The sequence below is a fragment of the Moraxella sp. CTOTU47915 genome, assembly GCF_031986685.1.
In the GTDB taxonomy this organism is placed as follows: domain Bacteria; phylum Pseudomonadota; class Gammaproteobacteria; order Pseudomonadales; family Moraxellaceae; genus Faucicola; species Faucicola tetraodonis.
The window spans coordinates 248,932-270,937 of the sequence record NZ_DAMAAE010000001.1 but is presented as its reverse complement, the minus strand read 5'-3'; the positions used below and the strand labels follow the sequence as shown (position 1 = coordinate 270,937).

The 22,006-nt window shown below is 42.5% G+C and carries 22 protein-coding genes and 1 pseudogene; 15 read left to right on the top strand and 8 right to left on the bottom strand.

Annotated elements, in window-relative coordinates; genetic code table 11:
- The first annotated feature begins 79 nt into the window (after nucleotides 1–79).
- Complete coding sequence (locus RTL34_RS01215; protein ID WP_312113947.1) at nucleotides 80–829, top strand: histidine phosphatase family protein; 750 nt, start codon at nucleotides 80–82, stop codon at nucleotides 827–829.
- Nucleotides 830–918: 89 nt separating this feature from the next.
- Here RTL34_RS01215 and RTL34_RS01210 read toward each other — a convergent pair whose 3' ends face one another.
- The 3 genes from RTL34_RS01210 to RTL34_RS01200 form a co-directional block, all read right to left on the bottom strand.
- On the bottom strand, nucleotides 919–2,085 hold the full coding sequence (locus RTL34_RS01210; protein WP_312113945.1) for an acyl-CoA desaturase: 1,167 nt from the start codon (nucleotides 2,083–2,085) through the stop codon (nucleotides 919–921).
- 204 nt (nucleotides 2,086–2,289) lie between these two features.
- Complete coding sequence (locus RTL34_RS01205) at nucleotides 2,290–3,933, bottom strand: sensor histidine kinase (RefSeq protein ID WP_312113943.1); 1,644 nt, start codon at nucleotides 3,931–3,933, stop codon at nucleotides 2,290–2,292.
- A gap of 3 nt (nucleotides 3,934–3,936) precedes the next feature.
- The gene (locus RTL34_RS01200) at nucleotides 3,937–4,572 is read right to left on the bottom strand and encodes a response regulator (protein ID WP_040403691.1); all 636 of its coding nucleotides are present in this window, start codon (nucleotides 4,570–4,572) and stop codon (nucleotides 3,937–3,939) included.
- 326 nt (nucleotides 4,573–4,898) lie between these two features.
- Here RTL34_RS01200 and RTL34_RS01195 point away from each other — a divergent pair, with 326 nt between their 5' ends.
- The 12 genes from RTL34_RS01195 (at nucleotide 4,899) to radA (ending at nucleotide 15,558) form a co-directional block, all read left to right on the top strand.
- Nucleotides 4,899–5,492, top strand: coding sequence for a 6-pyruvoyl trahydropterin synthase family protein (locus RTL34_RS01195; RefSeq protein WP_007116356.1), 594 nt, complete (start codon nucleotides 4,899–4,901; stop codon nucleotides 5,490–5,492).
- A gap of 78 nt (nucleotides 5,493–5,570) precedes the next feature.
- Entirely contained in the window at nucleotides 5,571–6,008 is a 438-nt protein-coding gene (gene tsaE, locus RTL34_RS01190; RefSeq protein ID WP_076774430.1) for a tRNA (adenosine(37)-N6)-threonylcarbamoyltransferase complex ATPase subunit type 1 TsaE, read from the top strand.
- Nucleotides 6,001–7,596: a DNA mismatch repair endonuclease MutL gene (mutL, locus tag RTL34_RS01185; protein ID WP_312113939.1), complete on the top strand. Its 1,596-nt coding sequence runs from the start codon at nucleotides 6,001–6,003 to the stop codon at nucleotides 7,594–7,596. Before tsaE ends, mutL begins: the two co-directional genes overlap by 8 nt.
- Nucleotides 7,597–7,623: 27 nt before the next feature.
- Nucleotides 7,624–8,676 (top strand): tRNA (adenosine(37)-N6)-dimethylallyltransferase MiaA, encoded by a 1,053-nt coding sequence (miaA, locus tag RTL34_RS01180; protein ID WP_312113937.1) that lies wholly within the window; start codon nucleotides 7,624–7,626, stop codon nucleotides 8,674–8,676.
- A gap of 158 nt (nucleotides 8,677–8,834) precedes the next feature.
- Nucleotides 8,835–9,380, top strand: a complete 546-nt coding sequence (hfq, locus tag RTL34_RS01175) for an RNA chaperone Hfq (protein ID WP_219333040.1) — start codon at nucleotides 8,835–8,837, stop codon at nucleotides 9,378–9,380.
- Nucleotides 9,381–9,721: 341 nt separating this feature from the next.
- Nucleotides 9,722–10,690, top strand: a complete 969-nt coding sequence (locus tag RTL34_RS01170; protein ID WP_312113934.1) for a KpsF/GutQ family sugar-phosphate isomerase — start codon at nucleotides 9,722–9,724, stop codon at nucleotides 10,688–10,690.
- 57 nt (nucleotides 10,691–10,747) lie between these two features.
- Entirely contained in the window at nucleotides 10,748–11,272 is a 525-nt protein-coding gene (locus RTL34_RS01165; protein WP_312113932.1) for a KdsC family phosphatase, read from the top strand.
- A gap of 177 nt (nucleotides 11,273–11,449) precedes the next feature.
- The gene (gene lptC, locus RTL34_RS01160) at nucleotides 11,450–12,022 is read left to right on the top strand and encodes an LPS export ABC transporter periplasmic protein LptC (protein ID WP_096489616.1); all 573 of its coding nucleotides are present in this window, start codon (nucleotides 11,450–11,452) and stop codon (nucleotides 12,020–12,022) included.
- A 183-nt stretch (nucleotides 12,023–12,205) separates the two neighbouring features.
- Nucleotides 12,206–12,715 carry a lipopolysaccharide transport periplasmic protein LptA gene (gene lptA / locus RTL34_RS01155; protein ID WP_409455430.1) on the top strand — a complete coding sequence of 170 codons (510 nt, stop codon included), beginning with the start codon at nucleotides 12,206–12,208 and terminating at the stop codon, nucleotides 12,713–12,715.
- Nucleotides 12,716–12,772: 57 nt separating this feature from the next.
- A complete protein-coding gene (gene lptB / locus RTL34_RS01150; RefSeq protein WP_312113929.1) occupies nucleotides 12,773–13,516 on the top strand; it encodes an LPS export ABC transporter ATP-binding protein in 744 nt (247 codons plus the stop codon).
- Between the two features lie 38 nt (nucleotides 13,517–13,554).
- A complete protein-coding gene (locus RTL34_RS01145; RefSeq protein WP_312113927.1) occupies nucleotides 13,555–13,989 on the top strand; it encodes a PACE efflux transporter in 435 nt (144 codons plus the stop codon).
- Nucleotides 13,990–14,160: 171 nt separating this feature from the next.
- Nucleotides 14,161–15,558 carry a DNA repair protein RadA gene (gene radA / locus RTL34_RS01140; protein ID WP_138019017.1) on the top strand — a complete coding sequence of 466 codons (1,398 nt, stop codon included), beginning with the start codon at nucleotides 14,161–14,163 and terminating at the stop codon, nucleotides 15,556–15,558.
- 77 nt (nucleotides 15,559–15,635) lie between these two features.
- Here the strand turns inward: radA and RTL34_RS01135 are convergent, their stop codons facing one another.
- The 4 genes from RTL34_RS01135 to RTL34_RS01120 form a co-directional block, all read right to left on the bottom strand.
- The gene (locus RTL34_RS01135; RefSeq protein ID WP_312113925.1) at nucleotides 15,636–15,968 is read right to left on the bottom strand and encodes a hypothetical protein; all 333 of its coding nucleotides are present in this window, start codon (nucleotides 15,966–15,968) and stop codon (nucleotides 15,636–15,638) included.
- Between the two features lie 228 nt (nucleotides 15,969–16,196).
- Entirely contained in the window at nucleotides 16,197–16,991 is a 795-nt protein-coding gene (locus RTL34_RS01130; protein ID WP_036593505.1) for an ABC transporter ATP-binding protein, read from the bottom strand.
- A gap of 78 nt (nucleotides 16,992–17,069) precedes the next feature.
- On the bottom strand, nucleotides 17,070–17,975 hold the full coding sequence (locus RTL34_RS01125) for an ABC transporter permease (RefSeq protein WP_050324121.1): 906 nt from the start codon (nucleotides 17,973–17,975) through the stop codon (nucleotides 17,070–17,072).
- Between the two features lie 180 nt (nucleotides 17,976–18,155).
- Complete coding sequence (locus tag RTL34_RS01120) at nucleotides 18,156–19,148, bottom strand: ABC transporter substrate-binding protein (RefSeq protein ID WP_409455429.1); 993 nt, start codon at nucleotides 19,146–19,148, stop codon at nucleotides 18,156–18,158.
- 492 nt (nucleotides 19,149–19,640) lie between these two features.
- Here RTL34_RS01120 and RTL34_RS01115 point away from each other — a divergent pair, with 492 nt between their 5' ends.
- A complete protein-coding gene (locus tag RTL34_RS01115; RefSeq protein WP_312113918.1) occupies nucleotides 19,641–20,150 on the top strand; it encodes a hypothetical protein in 510 nt (169 codons plus the stop codon).
- 79 nt (nucleotides 20,151–20,229) lie between these two features.
- On the opposite strand, the pseudogene RTL34_RS01110 reads toward RTL34_RS01115, so the two are convergent.
- Nucleotides 20,230–21,287, bottom strand: a pseudogene (locus tag RTL34_RS01110) (ABC transporter substrate-binding protein).
- Nucleotides 21,288–21,741: 454 nt separating this feature from the next.
- Here RTL34_RS01110 and RTL34_RS01105 point away from each other — a divergent pair.
- Complete coding sequence (locus tag RTL34_RS01105; protein ID WP_007116336.1) at nucleotides 21,742–21,903, top strand: hypothetical protein; 162 nt, start codon at nucleotides 21,742–21,744, stop codon at nucleotides 21,901–21,903.
- Nucleotides 21,904–22,006 lie beyond the last annotated feature (103 nt).

Below are 22,006 nucleotides of genomic sequence, written 5' to 3'. Positions count from 1 at the left end.
CTTAAATTTTTTGACCTCATCAATTTATAGTATCAATTTATGGTGCAAAGATAAAAAGATATAAGGAAGGCGTAGTTAAATGTCTAATTCAATCAACACCATGCCTGCTCATTTACCGCCCAGTATGATTGACTCGGTCAAGCTACTGCCGAAAAATGAGCGATTAATCTTATTTACCCGTCATTCATTGCGCGAAATGTCAGATAAAAATGGCTTTGCCAGTTATGCCTTACCACTGACACCAAAAGGCAGAGTGTTGGCGGAGTCTTGGGGGCGTTGGTTGGCTGCCAACTTAGATTACTCGATGGATGTAGATAGCATCAGTAGCCCGATACAACGTTGTATTGATACCGCAATTTTAATGCAAGCAGGGGCCGGCATCTCAAGGAATGTATCGCACCAATCTCTGTTGGTAGAGCCAGGTAGTTTGGTGGTTGACCATGAAGAAGTGAGTAAGGTATTCAAACAAATTGGTGCGCTCAATTTTATCAATCGTTTTTTGGCGGGCGACATGGCAGGGATTAAAGCGCCACATAAAGGCGGTCTGGATTTATTAGCGCTTTTATTTCAGCATCAGCCAAAGCATGGGCATTTATTATTAGCGGTTAGTCATGATACGCTATTGTCAGCGTTCTTAGCGGTGATGATGGGCGTGGGTGAAATTAGCTGGGATGACTGGCCAAAAATGATGGAAGGGGTGTTTTTGTGGTTTGATGATAAACCCTTTAGTGAGGCGAAAGTACATTTTATTTGGCGCGGGCGGTGCTATGAACGCCGATTGATTGAATTGTTAGACCCATTTTCACCCTCTTATCCGTTAGCAGACTAATCGATACCCAACAAAACCACAAAAATAAAGGTAGGACTTTATCCTACCTTTTTTGACACAGTCAACCTTTAAACATGTTTATGGTTTAATCAAACATGTTTGCCTTTTAAATGATTAACTAAATTTTCAATTTGCTGCGCATGATTGCGAAGTTTATCCTCAATGCCACTAAACTGATCTTTTAGCTTATCATCGACTTCATGAATACGCTGGGCAAACTCATTCTTTTTCATCTCAATGGCTTGCGTTTTTAACGCTTGCCATTCTGCAATCGTTTGTTTGAAGGCTTGTTGTTCACTGTTTAAACGATCTTTTATCGCTTGGAAATCGCTAGTTAAATTACCTGAAAAAGTCGCAACTTTTTTCTCAGCACGTTTGAATGCCATTTCTGTTTGCGCATGCTGAATAGTAACATCTGGGACACGTTTTAAATCCCAAGTCAAACCGATTTTTGACAAGCCATAAATAATCCATTTACTAGGATCATATTGCCACCATTTTACCCCATTGCGATAGTCGTATTGGAAAAAGTGATGGTAGTTATGATAGCCTTCGCCCCAAGTGAAAATCGCCAGAATCGGATTATCACGCGCGGTGTTGGTATCGGTATAAGGACGGGTACCAAACATATGGCAAAGCGAGTTGATAAAGAAAGTAAAATGATGGCTTAACACCAAACGCAGTAGCCCTGCAAGCACTAAGGTACCCGCAACATCACCCACCATCCAACCAAACAGCGCTGGCAACCCAATATTGGCCAATAAAATCCATAGGGCATAATATTTATCTTGCGCCACTAACACAGGATCAGCTTTTAAATCTGGGATATTTTTGTAGTCATAATGGCCGCTTGGGTAGTTTTTGAGCATCCACCCGATATGTGAGAACCAAAAGCCACGCTTGGCAGAGTAGGGGTCTTGATAGATATCATCGACATGGCGGTGGTGTAAACGGTGTCCTGCACACCAGTCAAATACCGAGCCTTGAACAGCTAAGGTGCCGCCAATCAGAAGGAACCATTTGACAATCGGATGCGCTTGGTAAGTACGATGTGACCATAAACGGTGATAACCAACTGTAATACTTAACCCATTCCAAGCCATAAAGAATGCGAAAATTGCCCAAACTTGCCAACTGACGCTATGTGTCCACAAGTAATAAGGTACAATCAATAAAGCCGCCAAAGGCGTGCTAATTAAGACAAACGCAGGGATCCAATTGATGGGCGCGTTTTCAAAAGATTGAGGTTGTGCCATAGAGATAAATGTCCTGAGGATGATCAAAATACGACATGTATTTTTTTAATCATTGACGCTATATTGTACTGAAAAAATGGAAAAAAGTGAACACATATACACTCAAATTCCCTACAATTTTGCTAAATTGATATCGATAAACTTACTGTAATATGAATGCTTTAGCCAAAAAATTCAATTAAAAATTTTAGCTACAAAGATATTTTAGACGAACGGTAAAGTTTTGGTTTGACAAATCATCCGAAAGCAAGTTTGCCCCTCACTTCGTACATATTCTAGATTGGCATAGTTTGCCTGACAAAAGGCCTGCGACAAATAAAGCCCCAGACCCGTGCCCTGACTATCGGTGGTAAAAAACGGATTAAATAAATACTGAATATTTTCTTTGGCAACGCCGTGACCCGTATCTATCACATCGATATGGATAGATTTGCCAGATTCATACACTTGAAGGGTGACAAAAGCATGGGGCTCGGTTTTGCTACTAAAACGCAGCCCGTTATTGATTAGGTTGACCAAAATCTGTGCTAGCTGATAGTTATCAAACATAAAGCCTTTATCAGTATGGCAGTGCAGAAAAATATTCTGCCCGCTAAAGTTTTCTTGTATAAAATCGTTTAGCCAAGTTTTGGGTTCAATATAAACAAAATTAGGGCGCTGCTGACGAGATAATTTAAGCACATCTTCGATGATTTTATTGACCCGAATGGTTTGGTGATAAATCATCTCATATAGCAGGATATTATCATCGGATAAGCCACTGTCAGCCTCATTAACTTCCTCCATTAATAATTGACTGGCTTGGCTAATGGTTGCCAGCGGGTTACGAATCTCATGGGCAATACTGGCGGATAATTGCCCCAGCGACGCAAGTTTTAACTGCTGCGCGCGGCTAAACTCGTGGCGTAAATCTTCAATAAAAATAATGGCATATTGCTGTCTTAATTGGGTGATACGAAGTCGCAAGTCATTAAAGCTTTGGTGATTGGGCTCAATGCCAACGGCCAAAGGTGTGCTAGCAGTCGCTGCGCCGAGCCGCACTATTAAAGTTTCTTCAGGCTCTTGGATGATGGGTGCAAGTCTTGCGGCTAATAAGGGGGAAATGTCTAGTAAATTAAAATTATCAAGGGCCTTGGGCAGATGTAGTTGTTCGAGTGCGGTATCATTGGCGATAAAAATTTCTAAATCGTGGGATAATACCACCACCCCTTGATCAATGATTTGCACAATTTTATTATTGATGGCATTTAGCGCATTGACTTCATTGACTTGGCGCTCAGAGAGCAGCTCAATTTGTTTAAGCCGTTTGGATAACGTATAACTTAAATAAGCAACCCCGATAAAGCTAATCGCCATCGAAGCCACGTTGTTAACCAGCGCGTAGTTCACATCGTTTTTTAGGGTCTGATAAAACTGTTGATAAATAACCAACGTGATGGCAAAAATAGTCAGCAAAATAGCTTGGTTGGAGCGCACCAACATAAAGGCCGCCGCAACTTGCACTAAAAACAGCAAAATCACTTGTAAATCATTACCACCGCTAAAATACAACATGGTAGTGAGTACCAGCGCATCGACAGTTAGCCCGACCATCAACAGCGGATTTTTGGGATAAAAATAATACAAAATAAATAAAGCAATACTAAACAAAAAATAGAAAAAAGTGGGAAAAAGATTAATCAATACCCAATAGTCATGCTGGGCATTTTTTAGTGCCAACATAAAACTAAAGGAAAAAAAGATAGCAATAATAATACGGTAACCATTGTAGACGTTACCGATTTTTTTGGTTCTAGCTTGGGTGCTTGGCTTGTCAAATAGCGATGAAAACGCAGGATTGGTAATCATGGTTTAGGGTTGAACTAAACCATGACGCATAGCCAAATGGGTAAGTTTGACATCACTGTCGATATTAAGCTTTTCAAAAATACGATAGCGGTAGGTATTGACTGTTTTGACACTCACAAACAACTGATCGGCGATTTGCTGTGGACTTTTACAATTGACCACCATCATCGCTACCTGCATTTCTCGCTCACTTAGCGCATCAAACGGTGACTCTGAATTGTCAGTGAATAAAATATCAGCAAGCTGCTCGGCAACATCGGCGCTAAAATAACGCCCGCCTTGGTGGACTTTTTTGATGCCTTTAATCATCTCATCAAGCGGTGTACCTTTGGTGATATAGCCACTCACCCCTGCTTTGATGAGCATGGATGGGTAGGGCTGCTGAACTAGAGAGCTGACCGCCAAAATCTTAGTATTTTTATCGGTTTGAAGCAGGCGCTTAGTGACTTCTAACCCGCCAATGGTAGGCATATTGACATCAAGTAACACCACATCGGGTTTTAATTGTTTGGTTTTGATAATCGCGGTTTCACCATCGGCAGCTTCACCAATCACATCAATGTCAGGGCTATCTGACAGCATCCGTACGATACCCATGCGGACTAAATCATGATCGTCAACGACCAATACTCTAATCATCATTTTTTATCTCCACCGCGCTTATCTATGCTTATCTTTATGCCAACAAAGTTTTGTATCAACAACACTTTATATAAAAAAGAGTCAGCTAAAGAAAACTCATTTTTCAAAAATAACTGTCTATCCCCAAGTTTTTATATTAGCACAGTTAGCGATTTAAGACGTGAGTTACTGTCTTAAATGTGACGAGATTTTTTGTTCATGTTATGGGTAAATTTAGGTAGGCAAATTTGGGCACATGACGAAAATTCGCTTAACTTGCCCAATAGCTTTATAATAGTCAGCATTCAAACCTTTATTACTGCTAAAAAAATGCGAATCCCATTATGAGAATTAGAAAGCTGTTTAAATTTGAAAATGCCCATATCGTGCGCAATTGTAGCTCCGATCGCTGCAAGTACTCGATTCATGGGCATAGTTACCAAATCGAGCTGATTTTAGAAGCGCACCGCCTCGATCACGGTCAAATGGTGTACGATTTTGGGCTGTTAAAATCATCGATTAAAGACATCATTGATAGTTTTGATCATGCTATTTGTTTTTGGGATAAAGATGACCCCGACTATATTGACGCTTGCAAAAAATTTAGCGCGCGCTGGATTAGTTTGCCTGTTTCGCCCTCGGCAGAGCAGTTTAGCCGCGTGGTGTTTTTTTGGGCAAGAGAAATCTTAAAACAAACCCAAATGCAAAATGGCGAAACCGATGTCAAAGTGTATTCCGTCATCGCCCACGAAACAGCGACAGGCTATGCCCAATGCTTTGAAGACGATGTCGATAATGCCCAAATGGGCGCGTTGACGCTGGGTGATTTTGAATTTAGCGAGCAAGTAAAAGCCGAATGGCATGACCCAAACATGTATGACAAATTAAAAAAAGGCGAAAAATTTGTCAATCCGACAGTGGTGTTACAAGTTGACTAAGCTGTTGGTATCTGACGGGGTTGTTGTAACGATTTTTGATTTAGGACAAACATTGGGCAAGTTGGGAAATTAATCGACATGAATAAAACTATCCTCCTAAAATCCGAAACCGACACCCAAGCCTTAGCTAAAGAGCTTGCCGAAATGAATGTGACCGGTAGCGTTTGGCTGTCGGGTGATTTGGGTGCGGGCAAGACCACGCTTACCCGCTATTGGCTACAGGCAATGGGTCATACAGGCGCGGTAAAAAGTCCGACTTTTACCCTGGTTGAACCTTATCGTATTACGCAGGACGATGGTACAATTAAGCCGGTTTACCACGCCGATTTATACCGCCTAAATGATCCTGGAGAATTGGAATTTATCGGTTTTTATGAATATCAAGATGAGCCAAATAGTTTGGTGATTATTGAATGGGCGAGTCGTGCAGCAGGCTATTTGACGCCGCCCAATGCCACCCTTGATATCAAACGCCTGGATGACGAACAACGAGAAGTGACGATAAGTTTTGCCTGACAACCGTATTCATAAATTATCCCCACTGCTTATCAACCAAATCGCCGCTGGCGAGGTAGTGACGCGTCCTGCTTCTGTGGTCAAAGAACTGATTGAAAATGCTATCGATGCCAACGCTACTCATATTCGCATCGATATCGAACAAGGCGGGCTTGGGTTGATTCAAATTAGTGACAATGGCATGGGAATTCATCCTGATGACATGATGCTTGCGGTCACTCGCCATGCCACCAGTAAACTTGCTAATGTCAACGAGTTGGTTGGTATTCAGAGTTTAGGTTTTCGCGGCGAGGCACTAGCGAGCATTGCAGCAATATCGCATCTGACATTAACCAGTAGTCACAATGACAGCGGTGTAGGGCAGCAGCTGAGCGTGAGCGGTAGCGAGGTAAGCCAAGCTACTATTCGTCCTATCGTAAAACATCGCGGCACGTGTGTCAGCGTTCGCGATTTGTACTTCAATGTGCCAGGCAGACGCTCGCACCTAAAAAGTATCGCCACAGAATTTGCCCATATTGAACAAGTCGTGCAGCGATTAGCGATTAGTTTTGCCGATGTGCAGATTGAATTATATCATCAAGACAAATTGCGTTTTAGCTTAACGCAGTCAGCCCAAGCCCCTCACCAAAATTTAGAGGGTGCTGCATTGCCTTTTTTGCCCGCGTTTAGTTTGGCGCGGCTTGAACAAGCGTTAAATTTGCCATTGGCTGACATTGCACAGCCATTTTATTTATCGCTGCAAGGTTTACAAGCACAGGCAGAGGATTTAAGGGCCCAAGTCACTGGCTGGTTTTTTATCGCCCATAAAAATAATCTGCCAAAACTGATTTATATCAATCATCGTTTGGTCAGTGATTTGGCGATTAGTCAGGCCATACAAAAAGTGGGTCGCAAGCTAGGGATTGGCATCGATAATTCGCTACAAATGGGCTATGCGTTGTCTTTTGAGCTGCCTGCCGAGTGGATAAATGTTAATATTCACCCGAGTAAACAACAAGTCAAAATCCAACCATTGACCAATATATTAGCTTGGTTGTCTCAGCATATGCTAGAGCAATTGCCGCCTAAAATGATGGAGCTAAACACCCTGCAACGAAAAGCTTGCATGACAAATACTGATGACAGTAACGTCGATAAATTTCAAAACTTGCCTGCGGGTAAAGCTACGTCCATTCAGTATATAAAGCCTAATGACAAACCCACCAATCACATAACTCACGTTGCCGAAAATCAGTCGCTTTATCAGCTGGGAATCCAGATGGGAAATCAGCTAGCAATAAAGGGTGCTGTCGATAGGGTAACGGATAGCGACTCGATACAGCTAGTAACCTTATTTGAAAACAAGCATGAATTTGAAAGACAGCATCAATGTGAAAACCAGCATCAAACTTTTGCTTTAATTTTTTGGCAAGGATATTTCTATCTGATTGATTTACAATATCATCATATAGACAGTGATGATAAAGCCTATGTTCAATCTTATTTGAATCAAGCTGATTTTACCCACATTGCTGATAATGCCATTCGAGTCAGTGAAACTGACATGCTACAATGGCTGCTGTCGCATTCGCATTTACCTAATCGCTAGCAACCTTAACAATCCCCAGAATAAGCTATGATAACAGCCGATAAACAAGACGTGATTTGCCTTATAGCACCTACTGCCAGTGGTAAAACAGCGTTAGCGTATGAACTTTACGAAACAGGCAAATATCGTCTTATTTCGGTAGATTCTGCCTTGATTTATCGGGATATGAATATCGGTACCGCCAAACCGACACGTGAAGAATTGGTACACTATCCACATGCCCTCGTTGACATCATCAGTCCTGAGCAAAGCTACAGCGTTGCCCAGTTTGTCAACGATGTGGACTATCATATCAATCTTGCTCATCAGCAAAATAAAACAGCTGTGCTGGTGGGTGGAACCATGATGTACTATATGGCACTGATTCAAGGTATTAATGATATCCCAGCAACCTTGCCTGAGATTCGCCAACAAGTCACCCAACTGATCGCTGAGCAGGGGATTGAACAGCTACATGCTTATTTGACCCAAGTAGATCCCATCCTTGCTAAGCAACTCAAAACCACAGACACACAAAGAATTGGCAGAGCGGTGGAAATTTATCTGCAAACAGGTAAGCCATTAAGCGCTTGGCAGAATCAGCCCGCTAGGGCGTTAGCCGGCAATCCACATCAGCGTTGGCAAATTTTAGCTGTGATGCCAGATCGTGATTGGTTACACAAGCGTATCGCACTTCGGTTAGATATCATGTGGCAACAAGGCTTTTTGCAGGAAGTGATTGCGCTGCGACAACAGTATCACCTTACGGCTGATCTGCCATCTATGCGCTGCGTTGGCTATCGGCAAGCTTGGGATTTTTTAGAAAAAATACAAAATACAACAGTGTTTACACATGATAATAATGAAGAAAATTTCCATGATAATGTGGCGCATTTTTTACTAAACACGCACAGCTCCCTAATTGAAGATTATAGACAAACTATGCAAAATGAGGCATTATATGCTACAAGGCAGCTAGCAAAACGCCAATATACATGGATGCGTAAGCTAGTAAGTACACAACAATTGGTTGAGCGGTTTGATATAACACCCTTGACAACTATTGATCAGGCAAGAACGCTGCTAATAAAAACAAGTTAAAAGCAGTGCTATGCTTGGGTAATACTATCTAAGCACTTGTCTAGTATAACTTTGACCATCCGTATTAAGCTAATAAGTTGTCATTTAAGGTATAATTAAAAAGTCGTCTAAAAATATAATAATTTAACTAACTTTCTGTTTATTTCTGGGAGAAACCTATGTCAAAAGGTCAAACACTACAAGACCCTTTCTTAAACTCTTTACGCAAAGACCGTATTCCAGTGTCTATTTTTTTAGTCAATGGCATCAAGCTTCAAGGTCAAATCGAATCTTTTGATCAATACGTTGTTTTACTTAAAAACACCGTTAGCCAAATGGTGTATAAACACGCCATTTCAACGGTAGTACCAGCCCGTAATCCACGTTCAGCTACGCCAATGCCAGGGGCAAGTGGCTACGGTCAATCTAGCCAAATGGGCTTTGGTCAAGCAGGCGGTTTTGAACAATCAGGTTACGGCGCAAATCGCACAGGGTTTGCTAATCGTGGTGGCTTTGGCGATCGCGGTTTTGATGGGGGCGGTTATGACAATGACCAACGTGGCTACCCGCAGGAGCGTACAGGGTTTGCGCAAGCACCGTATGATCGCAGTGGTTTTGCTGACCGTGGTTTTGATAGCGGCTATGACACTATGAATTTTGAGCCTACCAAAGACGATGCCAATTTTGACGATGATGCAAACGGCAATGGTGAAGACAAATATTAATTTTTAAATTTAAAATATGATATTACGTGGCGAACCCTATCAGTGTTCGCCATTTTTTATAGCTTTTATAACTTGTCTTTTATAGGTTATTTGGAACTGATTTAGCAATGCGGAGACTGTTAATATAAACTCGATGAAATGTTGTCAAAATATGTATTTTCGGACTTATCCCGTGAATATTGGCTGAAATTACGCTATGATAATCAGACTGTAAAAAATTTTAAATTTTTAGCTTTAAAGATTGTTTATGCTAACTATTAAATGCCCCAATAAGCGCATAAAGATAAGTGCCCAAAAAAAGCGCACCAACAGCCATCTTGAAAAATTAGTGAGGAATTATCTTGGATGCATCGGTTGATTATTTAAAGCATGCCAAAGAGGCTATCAAAACGGAACAACATGCTTTAGATTTGCTGATTGAACAGCTAGATGAACGATTTGTGACTGCTTGCCATTTGATCGAAAACTGTCAGGGGCGTGTGGTGGTGACAGGCATGGGTAAGTCAGGACTTATTGGTCGCAAAATTGCAGCGACTTTTGCCTCAACGGGAACGCCATCTTTTTTTATGCATCCTGGTGAAGCAGGTCATGGCGACCTTGGCATGTTGGTCAAAGGCGATGTGTTAATTGGCATCTCTAACTCAGGTGAGTCAGATGAAATCCGCACGTTACTGCCTGTGGTAAAAAAACTGGGCATTCCGCTCATTAGTATCAGCCGTGACAAACGCGGTATTTTGCCAAAATCTGCCGATGTGGCTTTGACTTTAGGGGCGTCTGAAGAAGCTTGCCCCCTTGGATTGGCACCGACATCAAGTACCACAGCTACTTTGGCGTTAGGAGATGCGTTAGCGGTGGCGTTGGTGCATAGTAAGCATTTTACCTCAGAAGATTTTGCTTTATCACACCCTGCAGGGGCATTGGGTCGCAAATTATTGACCCAAGTAAAAGACTTGATGCATGTAAATAACCTGCCAACTATTGATGAGCATTCGACGCTTAACGAAGCCTTATTTAGCATGACGGGTGGTAGACTGGGGATGACGGTGATTACCAATGCGAACAATCAAGTCGTGGGCGTATTTACCGATGGTGACTTGCGCCGTAGCTTAGCGCGCCAATTGGGGCTTGATACGCAGATTAGTGAGGTGATGTCAACCAATCCAAAGTCCGTCAATCCTGATGTTCGTGCGTCTGATGCGCTCACATTAATGAATGAACAAAAGATAAATCAGCTATTAATCATTAATGATGATAAGACTTTGGCGGGTATTTTGACCTTGCACGAGTTACTGCATGCGGGTGTGAATTAATAGGCTTAAAATAACTACTTTTAAAGTAACTAGGCTTACAATAATAAGGATAAAGTCATGCAAAGTCTGCTCACTAAAGCAAAAAACGTTAAACTATTGGTTATGGATGTGGATGGTGTATTGTCCGATGGAAAAATTATCTATGATGCCAACACGGTTGAAACCAAAAGCTTTAATGTTCAAGATGGCTTTGGTATTCAGCGTATTCACCAAGCAGGGATTCAAACTGCCATTATAACCGGTCGTACTAGCGACATTGTCACTCATCGTGCCAAAGAATTAAAAATCACCCATCTCGTGCAAGGGCGGGAAGACAAATTGACGGCGCTCAATGAATTGTTAGCTAATATTGGTATCTCGCTAGTAGAATGTGCTTATATCGGTGATGATTGGCCAGATATCAAAGCCTTACAATCCGTCGGGTTTGCTGTAGCCGTGGCAAATGCCAATGGCGAAGTCATCAAACGGGTCGATATGGTTACCACACGCTCAGGCGGACAAGGGGCAGTTCGTGAGTTATGTGATTTGATATTAAAAGCAACGGGTCATTACGATGATATTTTGGCCAGTTATGTGATTTAGGTTATATAACTTGGTTTAAGGGACTTATGCTAAGGGATTTGTTCTAAGTGATTTTTTTGAAAGTGATTTATTTTAAGTGATTTAGTTTAAGCAATTTGTTTTAAGTGATTTGCGTATGCGGTTTAGTGTGGTAACGTCCGTTTTTATCAAATTTTTTGGCAATGTTAGGTGGCAATCGTGTCAACAAAAACGCTATTTATTTTAGGCTTATTATTTATTATCGTATCGGCCTATTTTTATGCGCAAAACGATGCTCGCTTGACCCAAGTATCCCTCAAACCGACCGATATTGATTACCAAGCAGAGCAAATCAAAGCGCTACAAACGACGGAAACAGGTAGTGTTGGCTATCAGTTAACAGCGGCGCAAGTAACTCATTACCAAAATGCCAATACCGCCGTGATGTCCAAGCCGCAGATTGTTATCCGTCCAAAAAATGAGCGTGAAGTAACCTTGGTGGCAGACCAAGCACAATTGGATGAAAATAAGCAGATTGCCAAACTGATAGGTAACGTGACCTTAACCAGCGTTCCGTTGCTCACCCAAAATACCAGTATGTCGAATTTGCCCGTTAAAATGATAGGTAAAAACTTTGTCGGTGACTTGGTCAATAATACAGTAATGACTAATGAACCGCTTACCTTTATCCATGGGAATAATCGGTTTGATGCCAAACGATTTAGTGGTGACTTGGCAACGGGTGATTACGGTTTTGGACAAGTGAGTGTGATGATTCAACCTGCACAGTAGCTAACCCTATCTCTATGGAGTAGAGTGGCTACTGTTAAGACAGTAATTCAGTTGCGATGTTGACGGGATTCAATTGAGTATCAAAAATCTTTAACTTCGGTGCTAATTTAATCTATATTGTTGATTTTAAAATTTTTATATAAAAGGTTTAACATGATTGTGGTGAAGACTCGACAATTAATAATGGCTGGCGGTGTGTCAGTTGCTGGCATGCTTGCGGCATCGAACGTGGCAAACGCCCTGCCATCAGACGCCAATGAGCCGATTCGGTTGTTGGCAGACAAAGCGACGTACAGTGAGCGCTCTGGGGTGACAAGCTATACAGGCAACGTCACCATCAGCCAAGGCACGCTCAAAATGGCGGCGGATAATTTAACCGTCAATTTGACGCCAACCCGCGCCATCGAAAGCGCAGTCGCAACCGGGCGTCCTGCCACTATCCAACAAATTGTGACACAAGAGAAGGGCTTGGCTAAAGGTCAGGCGAATCGAATTGATTACAATGTCAAAACAGGGCTGGTCACCCTCACAGGTAATGCGCGTTTGACCCAAAATGGCGGTATTTTTTCTGGCAATGTCATCCATTACAGTCTAAAAGTGGGTGATATTGAGGCAAAAGCAGGGAATAACCAACGTGTTGAACTGGTGTTTCCGCCACAAGCGAGCAACCGTGTGGGCGTTCGCAATCGCTAGTATTGTTTAACTTGCTTTCGCTCTGTTCATTGCCATTGTTTAGTTCTAGGATTTATTATGTCGCAACCGCAAGCCAACCAGTCTCTAATCATGCAGCACCTTGCCAAACGCTATGGCAAGCGTTGGGTGGTTAAAGACGTGTCTTTTTCCGTAGAACAAGGGCAAGTGGTTGGGTTACTCGGTCCAAATGGGGCGGGTAAGACTACCAGCTTTTATATGGTCGTTGGTCTGGTCAATATGGACAAAGGGCAAATACAGCTGGGTAATCGGGATTTGTCGGCATTGTCCATGCACGAGCGCGCCGCAGCAGGCATTGGCTACTTACCGCAAGAAGCGTCAATTTTTCGCAAATTAACCGTTGAAGAAAATATTTTATCGATTTTGCAGACTCGCACAGATTTGGATAAAGCGGGGCAGCAGCAGCAACTTGAGCAGCTGATTGGGGAATTTAATTTGGGACATGTGCGCCACTCATTGGGGATGAGCGTGTCTGGTGGTGAGCGCAGACGCTGTGAAATTGCCCGCAGCCTTGCCTCAAATCCCAAGTTTATTTTGCTTGACGAGCCTTTTGCGGGGGTTGACCCGATTTCAGTAGGCGATATCAAAGAGGTAATTATTAAGCTCAAACAGCGCGGCATCGGCGTGCTCATCACCGATCATAATGTGCGTGAAACTTTGGCTATCTGTGAACATGCCTATATTGTTAGTGAAGGACAAATTATTGCAGCAGGTACACCAGAGCATATCTTAGACAATGAGTTGGTACGTAAGGTCTACTTGGGTGAAAACTTCGTGGTCTAGCAAGCAGGGTTTAGTAAGATGGTTAGAGGCAAAACGTGATGACCACCAAAGCACGCATCTGGCAAGCGATGTTATTTGAGACAATCGCCATACTGCTATCATTAGGCTGGGTAAAATTACTCAGCTTTTTTGGCTTTACCGGTAGTGAATCACAGCATAACTCAAGTATATTGGCGCTGCTGATTGGCATTTCACTTATCGCCATGATTTGGACATTTATTTATAACTTATTGTTTGATAAATTTTTTACCGGTGAAAAACTGGCTCGTCCGCTATGGCTACGGGTACTGCATATAGTGGGGTTTGAAGGTGGCTTGGTGGGCTTTACCTTACCACTGGTCATGTGGGTGATGAATATTGGACTGTGGCAGGCGTTTATGCTCGATATTTCGTTGACCTTACTTATTTTGGTATATGGGTTTATTTTTTACTGGATTTATGACCTAGTCGCCCATAAATATAGTGGCAAATAACAGCAATCTTGCATGTCAAACATAGCTCGCTATCCTTAATTTCATCGCATTAATGTCATCGCATTAATTTCATTGCATAGTTTATCCCTCTCACCACCACCAATACGCTTTAAGTTTCTTTATTCTTTAGTTTTTCTTTATTTTTAAATTTTTCATTGCAAATTGGAATCTATGGCAAAATCAAAATCATCCTACGTATGCCAACAATGTGGCGCAAACTTCGGTAAATGGTCGGGACAGTGTGCCGAATGTGGCGCCTGGAATAGCCTTGTCGAAGCGCCGACGGTCAGCATGCCACATCATAAACCTGTCACCAAAAAAGCTAGTAACTACGCGGGCGAACAATCGAGCGTCATGCCACTTAATGCCGTGCCTATGTCACTCGATACTAGGCTACCAACGGGTGTTGGTGAGTTTGATCGGGTGTTAGGCGGCGGCTTAGTAGCAGGTTCTGTGGTGCTGATTGGGGGCGATCCTGGTATTGGCAAATCCACAATCTTGCTACAGACGGCGATTCACATGGCAGAAAATCAAAGTCTAGCAGGAAGTGCGCTGTACATCACGGGTGAAGAATCGTTGTCACAGGTGGCGATGCGGGCTAGTCGTTTGGGGCTACCCAATAACAACTTAAAAGTATTGGCAGAGACCAATGTTGAAATGATCTGCCAAGCCTTGACCCAAGAGCAACCAGCCGTCGCCATCATTGACTCAATTCAGACTTTGTTTACCGAAGCCATCCAATCCGCGCCAGGTGGGGTCAGTCAAATCCGTGAGTCAGCAGCGATTCTGACGCGCTATGCCAAGCAAACGGGTACAGCGTTATTTTTGGTCGGGCATGTGACCAAAGAAGGGGCGCTGGCAGGCCCTCGCGTGCTAGAACATATGGTAGATGCGGTACTGTATTTTGAAGGGCAGTCGGACAGCCGTTTTCGAATGATTCGTGCGGTGAAAAATCGTTTTGGTGCCGTCAACGAGCTGGGCATTTTTGCCATGACAGATGCAGGACTCAAAGAAGTGGCAAATCCATCGGCGATATTTTTAAGTCGCTATGATAAACCGATTGCAGGCTCAGTGGTCATGGTTAGCCGTGAGGGTACCAGGCCGCTACTGGTTGAAGTACAAGCGCTAGTCGATGAATCTCAAGGACAACCTAGGCGCATGGCACTAGGTTTAGATTATCAGCGCTTAGCCATGTTGCTGGCAGTCATGCACCGCCATGGCGGTATCCAAACCAATGGGCAAGATGTGTATGTCAATGTGGTAGGCGGGGTCAAGGTGCTTGAAACCGGCTCAGATTTGGCGGTTTTATTGGCCTGTGCGTCTAGCATTAAAGAAAAGCCTTTACCTTATACCCTAGCGGTATTTGGTGAAGTGGGGTTGTCTGGTGAAATCAGACCTGTTCCCAATGGTCAAGAACGTCTAAAAGAAGCGGTGAAACATGGCTTTACCCATGCGATTGTACCCAAAGCCAATGCCCCAAAAACGCAATTAGAGCAATATCAAGGTCTCAAAATCATCGCGGTTGAGCGATTAGATGATGCGATTGATAGCGCCTTTAATTCTCTATAAATAAAGGAATCATCTATAAATAAAAGACATAAAAAAAGCTGAAATGTTACTTTTCAGCTTTTTTATGATTGACTTTTTTATTCTGCATCTGCGGCAAAATTAAAGTATTTGGATTGACTGCCAATGATTTTTTCAACCGCTTCAATCACTTCATCCACCACATCATCATACACCCCATAGTGAAGTTCATTGCGAAATGAGGTAAACGGACTTTTACGTAGACCTGAACGCACTTCGGTGATACCATTTTTATGGTAAATAAAATCGACTTTACCATTGGTGTTTAGTACACAGCTTAACCGTCCATCTTTTATCATCATATCCACGCGCTCTGGCATAAAGATGTATTCATTGACATTTAACGTTTTGTCTTCGACAGCTTTCGTAACAAGCGATTTTAAATCAAACATAGTGACCTCAAAGTATATTGTTTTTTATAATTAAAATTTAGGGAAAATAGCAGTATTGTCACTGCTTGCTTATCAACTGTTATTATGAAGAATTAATTTATCACTGTGTGTAAAAAAATGGATAACTTATGTTATCCATCTTCATCATGTTAAGTGCTAGCGTTTATTTAACTCATTCTATTTAACCCATCGTATTTAACCCATCCTATTTAATTGGGCCCAGTTAAGTTAGCTCAAAATTAAGCTGTCATCTTCTACCACTTCGCCACGGGTGCGTTCAAACATATTGAGTAAATCATGAACAGTCATACCTTTGCGTTCATCGCCTGATACGTCTAGTACCACTTGCCCTTGGTGTAGCATGACGGTGCGCGTGCCGTGATTGAGCGCTTGCTGCATGGAGTGAGTAACCATCATGGTGGTGAGATTGTTTTCTTGGACGATTTTATCGGTCAGTTCCAAGACGAAAGCGGCGGTTTTTGGGTCAAGGGCAGCCGTGTGTTCATCGAGTAGTAAAATTTTTGACGGCTGCAGGGATGCCATTAATAGGCTAACCGCTTGGCGTTGCCCGCCTGATAATAAACCCATACGGTCAGTGAGTCGATTCTCTAACCCTAATTTTAAAATCGCCAGTTTTTCACGGAAAATTTCACGGTTTTTGTGATTTAATGCGCCTTTTAAAAAACGCGATTCGCCACGCTTGTAAGCAAGTGCCATGTTTTCTTCAATGGTTAAGGCTTCACAAGTACCTGCCATTGGGTCTTGGAAAACGCGCGCTACCCAGTGTGCCCTCTGGTGGGCAGATTTTTTGGTGACGTCAATATTGTTTAAGGTAATTTTGCCGCTATCGACCCGAATCGTGCCAGCGACGGCATTTAAAAACGTCGACTTACCTGCGCCGTTGGTACCAATGACCGTGACAAATTCACCTGCTTCAATACGCAGGCTGATACCACGTAAGGCAGGGTTTTCAATGGGCGTACCAGGATTGAAGGTCAATCGTAGATTGTCTGCGTTCATCATAAGGCATTGTCCTTTTACTTTACTTTTACTTTATAAGTTGTTAAGTGCCAAAGTTAAAATCAACTCTTTGATACCAAGTTAAGCGGCATGCTTATGGCGATTGCTTAAAATTTTTGATTTGATTTTTGGTAGGATTAAAGCAATCACCACCAGCAGTGCGGTGACTAAGTTAACATCTTGAGGACCAAAACCAATCGCACGTAAGGTATCATTTGACAACGCAATTTGGATAAAGAATTTATAAAGAATCGCCCCGACAATAGCAGATAGGGTAATCCACAGCATTTTTTTGGCAGGGATGATGGTCTCACCAATGATAACGGCAGCAAGACCAATCACAATGGTACCAACACCAATAGAAATATCGGCACCGCCTTGGGTTTGCACAAAAATCGCACCAGCAAGCGCAATCAGCCCGTTAGAAATCGCCATACCTAACAAAATGCTACGAGAGGTAGCAATCCCTTGAGCTTGTGACATTCTAAGGTTAGAGCCAGTTGCTCGCATCGCCAAGCCCATCTCAGTGCTAAAGAACCAATCCAAGAAAAACTTGGCAGCAATCACCACACCACCAATCACCACACAGCGCATCCAATAGCCGTTACTATCAGTCACCAGTTCGCCAAATATCGTTGGCTCACCGAGCAACGCCAAGTTTGGCGCTTGCATAATACGTAAATTGACGGCATACAGCGCGACCATCACTAAAATACTGGAGAGCAGCTGTAAAATACCAAGTTTGACATGTAGCCAAGCCGTTACTAAACCTGCAACACCCCCAGCAAGCATACCAAAGATACAAGCCAGCCAAGGGTTGACATCCGCGATGATTGCCACGCCTGCGACAGCACCGCCTAAGGGAAAACTACCATCCGCGGTCAAATCTGGAAAATCTAACACCCGAAATGAAATGTATACGCCCAAAGCCACTAACGCATAGATTAGACCACTTTCTAGGGCACCAAATAAAGCAAGTAACGACATAACTGTTCACACAAAAAAGTAAAGACCGCTTGTTAATTCAACAAGCAGTCAGGTGTTAAGGTAAACCAAGTGGCGTTAAGCGTAATGCGACTAAAGTAAAAATACGCGCTTTGAAACTTTAGTTGCCACTGGGAAATCAAATTTGCAATCACATTAAAACAGCTAAAACTAACGAATGATTTATTGTTTAGCTTTTGGCGCAGGTTCTACTTGGGCTGCCTGACTAATTAACTCTTGTGGCAGCGTAATACCGACTTCTTGCGCGTGTTTTGGACTAAGGTATAAGTCAAGCTTATTCATAGTGATAGGCTTGATGGTACCTGGTTTCTCGCCTTTTAGGACGCGTCCAACGATTTTACCTGTTTCGATGCCTAAGTCTTTGTAGTTTATACCCATTGCTGCGACTGCACCACGTGCAACGGAGTCAGTATCGGACGCCACTAGGGGTACTTTGATTTCTTTAGCCGCTTGGTAAAGCGACTCATAAGCGGATACCACGTTGTTGTCAAGTGAGGTATAGATGAGCTGAACTTTACCTTGTAGACCGCGAGTGGCTTGGGGAATATCGGTAGTGCGCTGTGCAGGTGCCGCAACGATGTTGATACCCATCGGTTTAAATTTTGTTTCAAGCTCTTTGAGTACTACCGTTGAGTTGACTTCCCCTGGGCTGTATACATAGCCGACTGATTTGAGATTTGGTACGACTTTTTTCATCAGCTCAATCTGTGGCTCAAGTGGCAACATGTCTGATGCGCCTGTCACGTTGGTGCCAGATGCTTCCCAAGATTTTATCAGTTTCGCTTCGACAGGGTCGGTAACCGCAGAGAAAATAACAGGAATTGAGTTGGTCGCTGCAATGACGGATTGCGCCGATGGGGTAGCAATAGCAACGATGGCATCGGGTTTATCCGCAGCAAATTGTTTGGCAATTTGACCGGCAGTCGCCGTATTGCCTTGGGCTGATTGGAAATTTACTTTTAGGTTTTGACCTTCTTTAAAGCCTTCGTTGCCCAGCTCTTCAATCACACCTTGACGGACGGCATCTAATGCTGGGTGCTCAACGATTGCCGTGATAGCGACAGACTTGGTATCGCCTGACGCAGCTGTCGTTGCGCTTGCTGTGCTTGCAGTATTGGCATCAGCTGTTTTATTGTTAGATTGGCTGCAACCCATCAGGCTTGCCATACAAATTCCACCTAGCATCATTGCTTTGGTCAAACGAGAAACACCAAATGTAGCGTTCAACATATATCACTCCAAAAATCCATCCATAGGGTAACAATTAAAAAGGTAAATCTTACACTTCAATAACAATATCATACAGCATTGTTAAACATTATTTACATTTTATCAGCTAATCTTGCAGTCGCATAGCGTTATATGCAGCAGGCAAGTTTGCCAACCATGATTAAAGCTTTGGGTAACTGATTAAAAAGGCATTATCTGATAAATTCCTATAACATAACAATCTGCCTCATTTCGCTAATGTATCATTTTTCAATAATAATTCGCTAAGTCATAAGCTCACCAATAAGCCATAGCGTATTGTTTTTAAGTAGAAAGAAAATTACCACAGCATTGTCATATTAAGTTACATTTTAATTTCATAATAATATAGCTTCATACAAAATTACTTATACAAGGTACAGATAAAGGTGTATGACAATGAAAAAATCGACATTATTAACTAGCTTACTTTTAGCGGGCTCGTTCGTGGCTTCACCCGTTGTTTTGGCAGACCCCGGTCATGGTAAAGCTCAATATAAACAAGAAAAAAACTGGAAACAGCAACAAAAACACTATAAAGATGACCGCAAAGAAAACCAACGCTACAACACGAACCATGATAGAGACCGCGACAGAAGCGACAATCGATACTACGATAGTCGTACGGGTCGCTACCTAACCCACGAGCAGTATCGCCAATTGCCCCCAGGTCTGCAAAAAAATGTTGCACATGGTAAAGCGGTACCACCAGGCTGGGCAAAAAAACTAGATAGTCGTTATTACAGCGTCAAGCGATATAATGACCGTAATGTCTATGTGTTAAATAACAATGCTTATCGCCAGGCAAAGGTTATCAGTCACCCGCGCCCAGGTGAAGTTCGCCTACGTGTTGACAATCGCGTACTTGATGTCATTGAAGCGACACGTGTTATTTTAAATGTGCTTTAAATAACGCATCATTTTACTGCCCAGTTTGAAGAACCCGTCTATTTAGTTAGGCGGGTTTTTTCTTATTTACCCATAACAATTATTTGTCAATTTTTCGCTCGGGTGTAGTATCAACGTTAATCGCACCTTTTAATAGTTCAGGATTTAATGTTAAGCCTTGTGCTTGGGCGTGTTTTGGGCTCACGTATAAAGTTAATTGGTTCATCACTTCGGGTTTAACTTGAGTGACAGGTGTACCATCCAAAATTTTGCCTACCATTTTGCCTGTGGTACGTCCAAAGTCATAATCATTGACACCGAGTGCTGCCGTAGCACCGCGGCGGACGCTAAACTCATCGGAGGCGATGATGGGAAGTTTTAACGCATTGGCTGATTGCACCATTGATTCAAATGCCGATGCCACGTTATTGTCCATTGAGGTATAAATCACTGGGCTTTGCCGCCAAGACTGTTAGTTGCCATGGCAATATCAGTCGGACGGTTGGCTGGGATATCCACTAAGTTCATGCCACGCTCTGGCAGCGCAATGTTGAGTTTATCTCGCAGCGCCACTGAATTCATTTCACCTGCGCTAAACACATAGCCAATGGATTTGGCTGACGGCATGATTTTTTGTATAAAGTCAAGCTGCGGTGCTAGCGGTAATTGGCTGGATAAACCTGTGATGTTGGGCTGAGTCGGGGTGTTTTGTTGAGTAATGAGTTTGGCGGCAACAGGATCTGACACCGCTGTATAAACAATCGGTATCTCTTTGCTAGCGGCAGCCAACGACTGAGCGGTAGGGGTGGAGATTGCCACGATAGCATCAGGTTTGTCAGCAACAAATTGTTTGGATATTTGTCCTGCCGTTGCCGTATTGCCTTGTGCAGATTGAAAATTTACCGTCAGATTTTGCCCTTTGATATACCCTTCAGCAGCCAATTCATCAAGGATACCTTGGCGAATGGCGTCGAGCGATGGGTGCGCCACAATCGCAGAAATGGCGATGGTTTTATTGGGTTTTTGGCTGGCAGTGGCTGAGGGTTTGCTAGACGTGTCTGCAGCTTGCGCGGGTGGTTTCTGAGGTGAGCAGGCGGCTAAAGATAAACCAAGAAGGGCGCAGATAGCGGATAATTGACCGCGTGTGAATGACAACATAGTATTCCCCAATAATCAAAATTGTTTTGTGAGCAGAGTATATCATTTCAATGTACTAGTTTGCTATAACATAAATGAAAGTTTGCTATCCTCTATACATATCATACATAAGTTTTTTTATTGTTTAGCGGTTTTTATGAATATTGGTCTATTAAAAAAATGTTGTAAATATTGCTGTCTGAGTAGGTTTAATTACATAAAGCGCTTAGTGGAAACAAAAAGACCTTAATTGAAACATAAAGTATAAATATTATTGAATATTTCATGAAATTGTCATAATAAAATGGTATGAAAATCTTTCGATATCTTTTAGAATAGAACTTCTACTCGCAGCATTATTTATCTTTTTTAAACGATTCGTTGCAGCGTTGATTAAGTTAAACATGTCTGTGCTTAGTAAAGGTAAATGATTCACAGATGGAATCATCGTACACTAACTCAACAAGGAGGCTATATGAACTCATCAAACTTGATGGCAGGCGTATTAGTAGTTGGTGCTATTCTACCTTCGGCTGAAGCACCCCATTATTGCCAATACAATAAGTCAGCTAATCCGGTTAGAGCCAATCGAAAATCTATACCTGTTCGCATTAGCGTTAGCAAAAGCGACCGTTAATCGGGCGACATTATCGATTTTTTGATATTTAGGATAGCTTAATAAAAAAACCGCTGGTAATTATCAGCGGTTTTTTGTTGTGATCAAAAAAATGATTAAGAAT